7 protein-coding genes are annotated in these 8,342 nt (G+C 53.9%); 3 read left to right on the top strand and 4 right to left on the bottom strand.

Features of this window, described 5'->3' with window-relative positions; genetic code table 11:
* From L53_RS17115 to L53_RS04025, 3 genes are all read left to right on the top strand, one after another.
* A partial coding sequence (locus L53_RS17115; RefSeq protein ID WP_198019726.1) for a hypothetical protein occupies positions 1 to 1,156 on the top strand: 1,156 nt, incomplete at its 5' end.
* 43 nt (positions 1,157 to 1,199) lie between these two features.
* Positions 1,200 to 2,270: a glycosyltransferase gene (locus L53_RS04030; protein WP_034811686.1), complete on the top strand. Its 1,071-nt coding sequence runs from the start codon at positions 1,200 to 1,202 to the stop codon at positions 2,268 to 2,270.
* Between the two features lie 24 nt (positions 2,271 to 2,294).
* Positions 2,295 to 3,395 (top strand): glycosyltransferase, encoded by a 1,101-nt coding sequence (locus L53_RS04025; RefSeq protein ID WP_051607544.1) that lies wholly within the window; start codon positions 2,295 to 2,297, stop codon positions 3,393 to 3,395.
* 41 nt (positions 3,396 to 3,436) lie between these two features.
* Here L53_RS04025 and L53_RS04020 read toward each other — a convergent pair whose 3' ends face one another.
* The 4 genes from L53_RS04020 to L53_RS04005 all read right to left on the bottom strand — a co-directional run bounded on the left by L53_RS04020 (position 3,437) and on the right by L53_RS04005 (position 8,321).
* The gene (locus tag L53_RS04020) at positions 3,437 to 3,823 is read right to left on the bottom strand and encodes a DCC1-like thiol-disulfide oxidoreductase family protein (RefSeq protein ID WP_051607543.1); all 387 of its coding nucleotides are present in this window, start codon (positions 3,821 to 3,823) and stop codon (positions 3,437 to 3,439) included.
* An 11-nt stretch (positions 3,824 to 3,834) separates the two neighbouring features.
* Positions 3,835 to 5,547: a hypothetical protein gene (locus L53_RS04015; protein ID WP_034811684.1), complete on the bottom strand. Its 1,713-nt coding sequence runs from the start codon at positions 5,545 to 5,547 to the stop codon at positions 3,835 to 3,837.
* Positions 5,548 to 5,769: 222 nt separating this feature from the next.
* The gene (locus tag L53_RS04010; RefSeq protein WP_034811682.1) at positions 5,770 to 6,789 is read right to left on the bottom strand and encodes a phosphoribosyltransferase; all 1,020 of its coding nucleotides are present in this window, start codon (positions 6,787 to 6,789) and stop codon (positions 5,770 to 5,772) included.
* Positions 6,786 to 8,321, bottom strand: a complete 1,536-nt coding sequence (locus L53_RS04005; protein ID WP_051607542.1) for a lipopolysaccharide biosynthesis protein — start codon at positions 8,319 to 8,321, stop codon at positions 6,786 to 6,788. Before L53_RS04005 ends, L53_RS04010 begins: the two co-directional genes overlap by 4 nt.
* Positions 8,322 to 8,342 lie beyond the last annotated feature (21 nt).

The raw sequence follows: 8,342 nt of genomic DNA, 5'->3' as shown, positions 1-8,342 counted from the left end.
CGATGCGTCCTTGCTGCCGCCTCCGCCGCCACCACCGGCAGCGGATATTGGACTTGGCCGCACGGAGGCAGAAGACCTGATCCTCACTGAAGGGTTCATCACCGAATCCCGATCGACTGCGTCGAACGACGCAGTTATTCGTGCGGAGGATAGCGCAACAACCAGCGTGGCCGAGGGACAGTTCACAGGTGCTGACGGCGACTATCTGGTTCGCTTGTCCCATCTTGATGAGAGCGACGGAGTTTCGGCCTATCAGATCAAAGTAAATGGCCAGGTCGTCACAAGCTGGCTGGCAGATGCAGATAACGATGTCTTCAATATTCACGAAGCATCTGTCTCTCTAGAAACGGGGGACCAAATCTCAGTCGAAGCAGTCTACGATTCAGGCGAGAAGGCCCGGATCGACTGGGTTGAAATCGTCGAAGACGATTCAATCGATCCAATTTCTCACACACTCAACCCGGAAGATTTCGATTATATCGCCTTCACCGGGCAGTCGAACGCCGAGCGGTACTTCTATCGCCATAAGGATGACGAGAGCCCAGGTGATATCGGATCGGTTGTGTTCGAGGACTCCATAGAGGCTTATCTCAATGGTAACACCACGCTGATCAACGCCGCCAAAGGCGGCAGCGGCTCCAACCCGCTGGCCGATGCCAATAGTTATTGGTGGAATGTGGATACAGATTCCCCTGGGCCAGCGCTGCTAACTGCGGTTTCGAAGATAGATGCCGCCCTGGACGCGGGCGAGGATCTCGACGCCATTATCTGGGCACAAGGTGAAGATGACGCGCGCGCGATTGATGGAAGCAACACTTCTTCAATTGTGGATGCCCTGATCGACGCTACGACCAGCGTGTTCGAGTACCTCTGGAACCGGTATGGCGCAGACATCCCCGTCTTCATTCAGGAGTTGGGTGATTTTCCGGAACTGGGCCCCTGGCTCGACGGCCCCGAAGGCGCGCTGTCAGCTATCCGGGATGCGCAAGCCTATATCGCGTCACTTTACGACAACGTTTATATCGGGGCGACGACCACGGATGTCGATGAGCAAATGGACGATGGAATCCACTTCAATGTGGAAGGATTTGGTCTAATTGCCGAAGAACTTGCCGAGACCGTCGCAAATGTATTGACGGGTGAAGTTCTGGCGTAAAACGTGCACTCATATTTTCGTCTGGCACAGTCGAGAGCACGATATGCGAATACTCATTGCGAGTGCACATCCCTATATTCCGCAGATTGCGGGCGGCGCCCAATCCAGCACGCATGAACTCGTGCTGGAATTGCGGGCTCGTGGGCACGAAGTCAGCGTATTTTCAGGCCTGACCGGAGACGGCTGGCTCGGATTGCGTCATCGCACAATGCTGAAAATGAAGCCCGGCACGATCGTCAGCGATGACGTGTGCGGCTACACCACCTACCGTGCTTGGCATCCTGTCGATTCAACCTCGGAAGTCGTAGACGCATTCCAACCCGACGTCGTTATCCTTCAGTCAGGGTTTCCAGCCCGGCTGGCGAAAGGCTTTAAATCCCGGAATGTACCGCTGGTTTTCTACCTGCGAAATGTGGAATTCGAAGATTTGGGGGGAGACCTCAAAGAGTTTTCGGATTGCCAGTTTATCGCAAATTCCGAATTCACAGCTCGGAAGTTCGATGACGCATTCGGCGTGAAATCGGAAATCATCTATCCTCTCATTCGTCCGGAAATGTACCTGACGGAAACGCGGCGTGAGTCAGTCCTGTTCGTGAACCCGCACAAGCACAAAGGACTCGACATTGCGCTGAATTGCGCCCGCGCCTGCCCCGAGATCCCATTCACGTTCCAGATGACTTGGACCCTTTCCAAGGAAGACCTCGAAGAGCTCAACTCTGCGCTAGCGACTCTTCCAAATGTTCGGGTTCAGGCCCGGACCCAAGACATGAAACAGGTCTATGCCGAGGCCAAGATTGTGCTGGCCCCCAGCCGATGGGAAGAAGCTTTTGGACGCATTTCGGCGGAGGCTCATATCAACGGAATTCCTGTTGTGGCATCGGCCCAAGGCGGACTGCCAGAATCTGTAGGCCCCGGCGGAGTTTTGATCGATTTGTCAGAGCCTGAAGAAACCTGGTCGAGCGCCCTGAAGAAATTATGGACCGATACGGCTCATTACGAACAACTGGTACAGGCCTCACTGGACTATGCGGCGCGCCCTGCCCTGCAACGCGATCATCAACTCGATACGCTGGAAGCGGTGCTCGGACGCGCAACGTCCCCGGCCGACCAGTAACCCGCCTACCGAACAGGACTCACCATGAACCTATTGTTCGTCACTGCTCATCCGCATACGCCGCAAATTGCAGGCGGATCACAATCCAGTACGCATGAATTGTCGCTGGAAATCATCAAACGCGGTCATGATATCTCAGTACTGTCCGGCCTCTACCACAAAGACCGGCTCGGTTACCTTGTACGGGCGGCGCTCAAGCTGACGCCTATGAAGTATACGCGCGACAAGCTACCCGGGTATCCTGTTTATCGAAAATGGTTTGTCTGGGAAGAAGGTGACGCGGTTCTGAAACAAGCCAAGCCGGACGTATTGATTGTCACAGCGGGCAAGCCCTTCAAGACCGCAAAGCATTTCGCTCAGTTTGGCATTCCACTCGTAGTCTACGTCCGAGACGTGGAATTCCACAAGTATGAAGCCAGCCCTGCCGACCTCCCGGCTTCGACAATCTATGTTGCGAATTCCCAATTTACTGCGGATGCTTACAAGGAAAAGTATGGCATAGACGCGGTACCCATTCCGCCCATGTTCATGGCCGAGCGCTATACCTGCGATCATGCACCAGAGGTCGTCTCCTTTATTAATCCACACCCCAAGAAAGGGCGAGATATCGCGTTCCAGATCGCTGAACGCTGCCCTGATATTCCGTTCGAGTTTGTTGAAGGCTGGCCACTTCCCGAAGATGTCAGCAAACAGAATGTCGAGTGGGCACGAAAATGCGGAAATGTGACTCTGAAGCCGCGCACCAATGATATGCGCAAAGTCTATTCCAGAACCAAGATCCTGCTCATCCCAAGCCAATGGCAGGAAGCCTGGGGGCGCATTGCATCAGAAGCTCACTTCTCTGGCATTCCGTGCGTCGCCACAAAAATTGGAGGCTTGTCGGAATCGGTTGGCGAGGGCGGTATCCTGATCAGCCCGGACGCACCAATCGATGACTGGGTGTCGGCGGTGAGGAAGCTTTGGGATGACCAAGGATTCTATGCGGCCATGCAACAACAAACGCGTGATTATTCCAAGCGTGATATCCTGAACAAAGATCACCAGATCGACACGCTTCTGGATGCGTGCAACCGCGCGAAGGCGGCTTTTGCCGGCGGACCAGAAGCAACTGCGATAGCGAACTGATTGACACGACAGTTGAGTGAAAGAAATCAGCTCTGCGGCTCTCAGGTTTCCGAGAGTGACTGTCCGATCTTCCGCCGGCCCAGCAAACGCAAGACGAGATTGCGACCAGTCCGCATGACAGGATAAAGCACGCGCGCCCGCTTGGGGCTGCGAAAGACCCAGCCGTTCAGCTTGTTGAATACAGTCACAGGACTGCTGATCATCGACAATATGTGGATGCAATCATCCCCATAATACCATTCGCCACTGATGCGCGCGGCCATACCCTGATCCATATCGTACTTGCCGCGGGCGAAGATAGCGGTTTCATCCGCTGACCGGGCATCTATCAGGCGAACGGCCCCTACTGACTCACGTATCCGCAGCATCTTCACATACTGGCTACAGAACGGGCATTCACCATCATAGACGATTACATTTTCAGTCATTTTGATCGCCGCTAGTTTACCGGAATGATGTCGGTTTTTGTGCTCACCAGAACATCTCGCTTGAATGCGCCATCTTGCCAGTCGAGACACACTGTTTCGACATTGTACCGATAGCCTGCGATGTTTTCCAGATTCAGCGCTTCAAACCCCTTGTATCTCACCGGCATGGAATAATGATGGTGAGGATATAGGTGGTAAGACGGCGTTTTGCCCGATTTAATTTTCTGCTGCAGCATCATCTGGTGATGAGAGCCGATGAAGCTCGACGCGGCTCCGGCATCAAAATCGACGATAGACGCATCATTTTCGTACGGTGAATGATAGGAGCAAGTCTTGGTAGCTTTCATGATATCGTAATTGGCGATTTCGTCCGAGTGAACGCCGATGCCAATCTGCCCCCATTGCGACGTCGGCACGTGACGAGACGGTCCGCGATGCTCGCGATATCCAAAGTTACGTGTGTACATGAGATAAGAAGACTGCCGGAAGAAGCTATTGGGGACCCGGTACTCTTCACCTGTATCTGTGATCGCGGTGAAATAGGAATCTCGCAATTCCCGGCTATCATACCAACCAAGGCGTGCATTGTAGAAAACTGTATGTCCCATGATCGTGACAAGTACGCCAGCAATGATCGCCTCCTTGGGAAGTCGATCCATCTTCATCGCGACGAAGGCCGATGCCAGAAGGCTGTTCAACAAGATCCAGGGAACGAACAACGCGCCGGTCAGCAGAAAGATTGCGATGTGCATCATGTCGAAGAAGACGGTGAACGCCAACATGGTTCGCACGCGCAAAAAAGCGAGGAAGCAGAAGAACTGCGCCGCCAATGTTACGACGTTGAGATACGGCTCGACTGCGCGAAGAACTGAATATGCAAAACCGAAAAGCCCGGGCGCATACGCCCCTGGTGCGGCACCGACATTGTAGCCAGCCAACATCAGAGAACTGGTTGGATTGTCAGAAACCCAAGCAAAGACACCTCCATCAAGGTGAATCTTCGCCAAGCCAGACATGAAGTAGTTGCCCAGATGAGCGCCGACCGCCATGCAAAGAATGATGAGTGGCAACGCGGTGATGCCCTGCTGAATACCCGTGTGAAAGCGCTCCGGGATAATCTGCTTCCGCTTGGCGATCTCTACCGCTTTTACGAACAGGCCAAGCGCCACAACCGCGCCGGCCGTGAAGACAAGCACTTCCACAAGCGGCGCATAATCATTGCGACCGAGTTCCTTCGCGCCAGACAGAACCCGTGTCAGGTCCTTGTGGATCAATAGATACAAGGGAGGTAACAGCGCCAGGGATGGCCGAAACATGGCGGCAATCGTGGCGGCGAAAACAATGAATGGAACGACAACAATAAAGTTTCCAGCGTCGCTCTGAACGTTCTCGTTTACACTCGAAAAATCCGCGCCCAACCACAGGCTGTAAAAGCCGAGGAAGAGGGCGAGACCCTTGATGATTATACGAAGATACTTTGGCACATCATCATACTTGATGATGGCAGCCAGCGCGCAGCAAACTGCGATTGCAATGTAAATCGCAAGCGCGCGTTCAGGGTGCCAAGCGGCCGAATAATTGGCAATGAAGTTGAAAATCGGAACCAGCAACAAGCTTGCCAGCACAATGATGCCGATTGTCCCAAACTTGATGATTGGTGTCAGATTGTCATCGTCGGATAGGTTGGATCTATGCCCGAGTGTTGCCCACCGTAGCCCTGCCATTTTATTGTCACCCCACTAGGTCTCCGAAGCAGCGTTCCTCCACCCGGAAACAGAATATACATTACGACCATTTAACACGCCGAAGAGTTTATCGGAATGGAAAACCGGCCCGGTCAGACTAGTTTTTATTGATAATTACTACTGATCGCTTCAGCGAAATAAGTATTAGTCCGCATTCATCTTAAAAAATCTGAAACGATAACGCTAACGAAGGGATTTGCGTCAGGATCTACCCGACGCCTTCTTCATAAGCGCGTATCCTCTGTCGCCCACAATTGAACGAACAAAATTCTTCATCGACTGTTTGTTTGACAAGGGCGTCTTCTGAAGCACAATCCGCCGAGGCAACCCTTTCATGGATTGCTGAATTGTGCGCAGATCACCGCTGGCAGGCATATGCATTTGCTGCGTCTCAATGCATAGCGCTGGCTTGCCAGATAGACGGGCGATTTCAACCGCTTGGTCGTGTTCGCTTTCAATGAACATAATGCTGTTCTTGTTGCGATAGACTTCCGCCTTGAACGACCCATGCGCCTTTGCTTTCTGGCGGGCCTCCTTGTTTGGCAGGTCTAGCATGTTGAGCGAATCGTACTGGATGCCCCACTTCTCGAGCCAAGCTTCCGTTTCCGGGCGATACTTTTCAAGTCGGCTCGTTACCAGATGGCCTAATGGCTTTGTCGGACGATTCAGCGGTATCGCGTTGAGGATAAATTCGCGATAGCGGTCGCCGTCATCATTTTGCTGGGCCGTGGGGTCCAGGCAGAGGACGCCATCAATATCGATGCAGCATTCCTTAAGCAGGCCGTGGTGGAAGAGGTTCCATTGAAAAATTCGCGGCTGGGGTACAGCGTCCAGAACAATGTCGATATCCGGGTGCGTCATCTTAGGACCGAAAACAGCACAATACGTCAGATTGTATCCTTCAAGTTCAACATCCAGCCGCTCCTTTACGGCGCGAATGGAATTGCCGTGGAACACGCTGTCATCAATCACCAGCACATTCTTCATCTCGGCGAATGTCTTGTTTACCGCCGCGCCGCGACGCGTGCGTCCCGAAGCCATGACGCGTCCCTCAATCAAACCTTCAACATCCGTAATGGGCAGGTTCAGCAATAGGCCAAGGAAGTTCGCCGGGATCAAGCCGCTGCGCGGAACGCCCACGATCAGATCGATATTGTCCGGCAACCGGCCAAGCCCCATCGTGATGGCGTCATACATATCTGCGAGAGAGCGATAGTTCATTCCTGCATTCCCTTTTGAGCCGCTCGAGCCTGTCGCTTGGACTGAATGCTGTTCCAGACCATTTCAAGCAGTTCTCGCGCCATCGAAACCTTTTCTTTGAACAGGGTTAGAACAGCAAGGTATATGCCATAAGAGAGCGCCAGAAGCAGGCCAATTTGTAAAAATCCGATCTGCTGGAACGACTGCCCCGTGAAATAAAGTACAGCAGCTGCGACGGCCAACGCCGACAGATGCGGCATCAGCAGACGCACAAAATCTCCGAACCTGACGGTTCCGTTGCGGGATGCCATGAACCACACATAAGGAGTCTTGAACACAAGATCGCCAATCGCATACGCCGCAGCCACGCCCACTGCCCCTTGGGGCAATCCCACAACGAACGAGGTAATGGAAATCACGGCGGTAACGGCGCCGACCATGAGATAATGCTTACCACGCCCCTGGCTGACGAAGAGCCAACCCATGGTCGAGGTCATGACCTGAACAAGACCAGCAATTCCGAGCCACATGAAAACCGGCGCCGCCGGCACCCACTCCTTGCCCAGCAGGACGAGGAAAATTTCGTCGGCGAACAGGATTCCGACCAGAACGCCTGGCTGCGCAGCGACAAGAATAATGGTGACGGCCGCAAAGTAAGCACGCTTGTAGCGCTCAGGCTGGTTCACATTACGAGAAAGGAACGGCACCATCACCCGGGAGAGCGGGTAAGTAATTTTCTGCAGCGGGAAGAGCAGAAGCTTGTAAGCCCGATCGTAAAGACCGAGTTCGACCGCATCATGAAAGCGCGCGATTAGAATATTGTCGGCATTTCGTGAGGCAAAGTTGAGGAGGTCAAATCCGGCGATACTGGAGCCGAACCCGATCATTTCCTTCATGCCTTCCGCACTACCTATCTTCATCGGTTTGAACTTGCTGGCCATCCAGCTGGCGAGTGTGGAAATAGCCGCCGTAACAATCGTGCCGTAGAAGAGCGCCCAATAGCTTCGGGTCAGATAGGCGGTTGCGACCGCGACAACGAACCCGGCGAGCAACGAAACGACCTCGATGATCGCAATGGTCTTGAAGGCGAGCTTGCGAGCCAACAACGCAGCCGGCTGGGATTGCAGGCCCCAGACCACGATCGTTGCAGCATACGCGACCGCGAGCGCCTGAACTTCAGGCTCTCCATAGAAATCGGCAAGCAAAGGTGCACACGCCGCCATGATGATGGCGAGCAGAATGCTCATCGACACGCTAAGCCAGAAAAGATTACTCACGACCTGCTGCGATATCTGGTCCCGCTGTACGGTCGCCTGGTTCAGACCCAGCTCCTTGACCATGGCCGCGAAGGCGACGGCGGGCGCAACCATGGCGACGAGACCGAAGTCAGCCGGCAGCAACAGGCGCGCCAAGACGATACCCTGGACAAACCCCAGCACAACTCGAAAGCCCTGAGCGACCCCGGTGATCGCAGCTCCACTCGCCAGGCCCGCCGCAGTCGTATTGATATTATTGAGGTCGTCATCCTCGGGAGGCGTGTCGTTCTTGGACATGTGCTGAAATGGAGGCTTTCT

It is taken from the genome of Hyphomonas sp. L-53-1-40 (assembly GCF_000682775.1).
GTDB lineage: Bacteria > Pseudomonadota > Alphaproteobacteria > Caulobacterales > Hyphomonadaceae > Hyphomonas.
The sequence above is the reverse complement of the archived record's forward strand: the minus strand, read 5'-3'. Positions and strand labels throughout refer to the sequence as shown.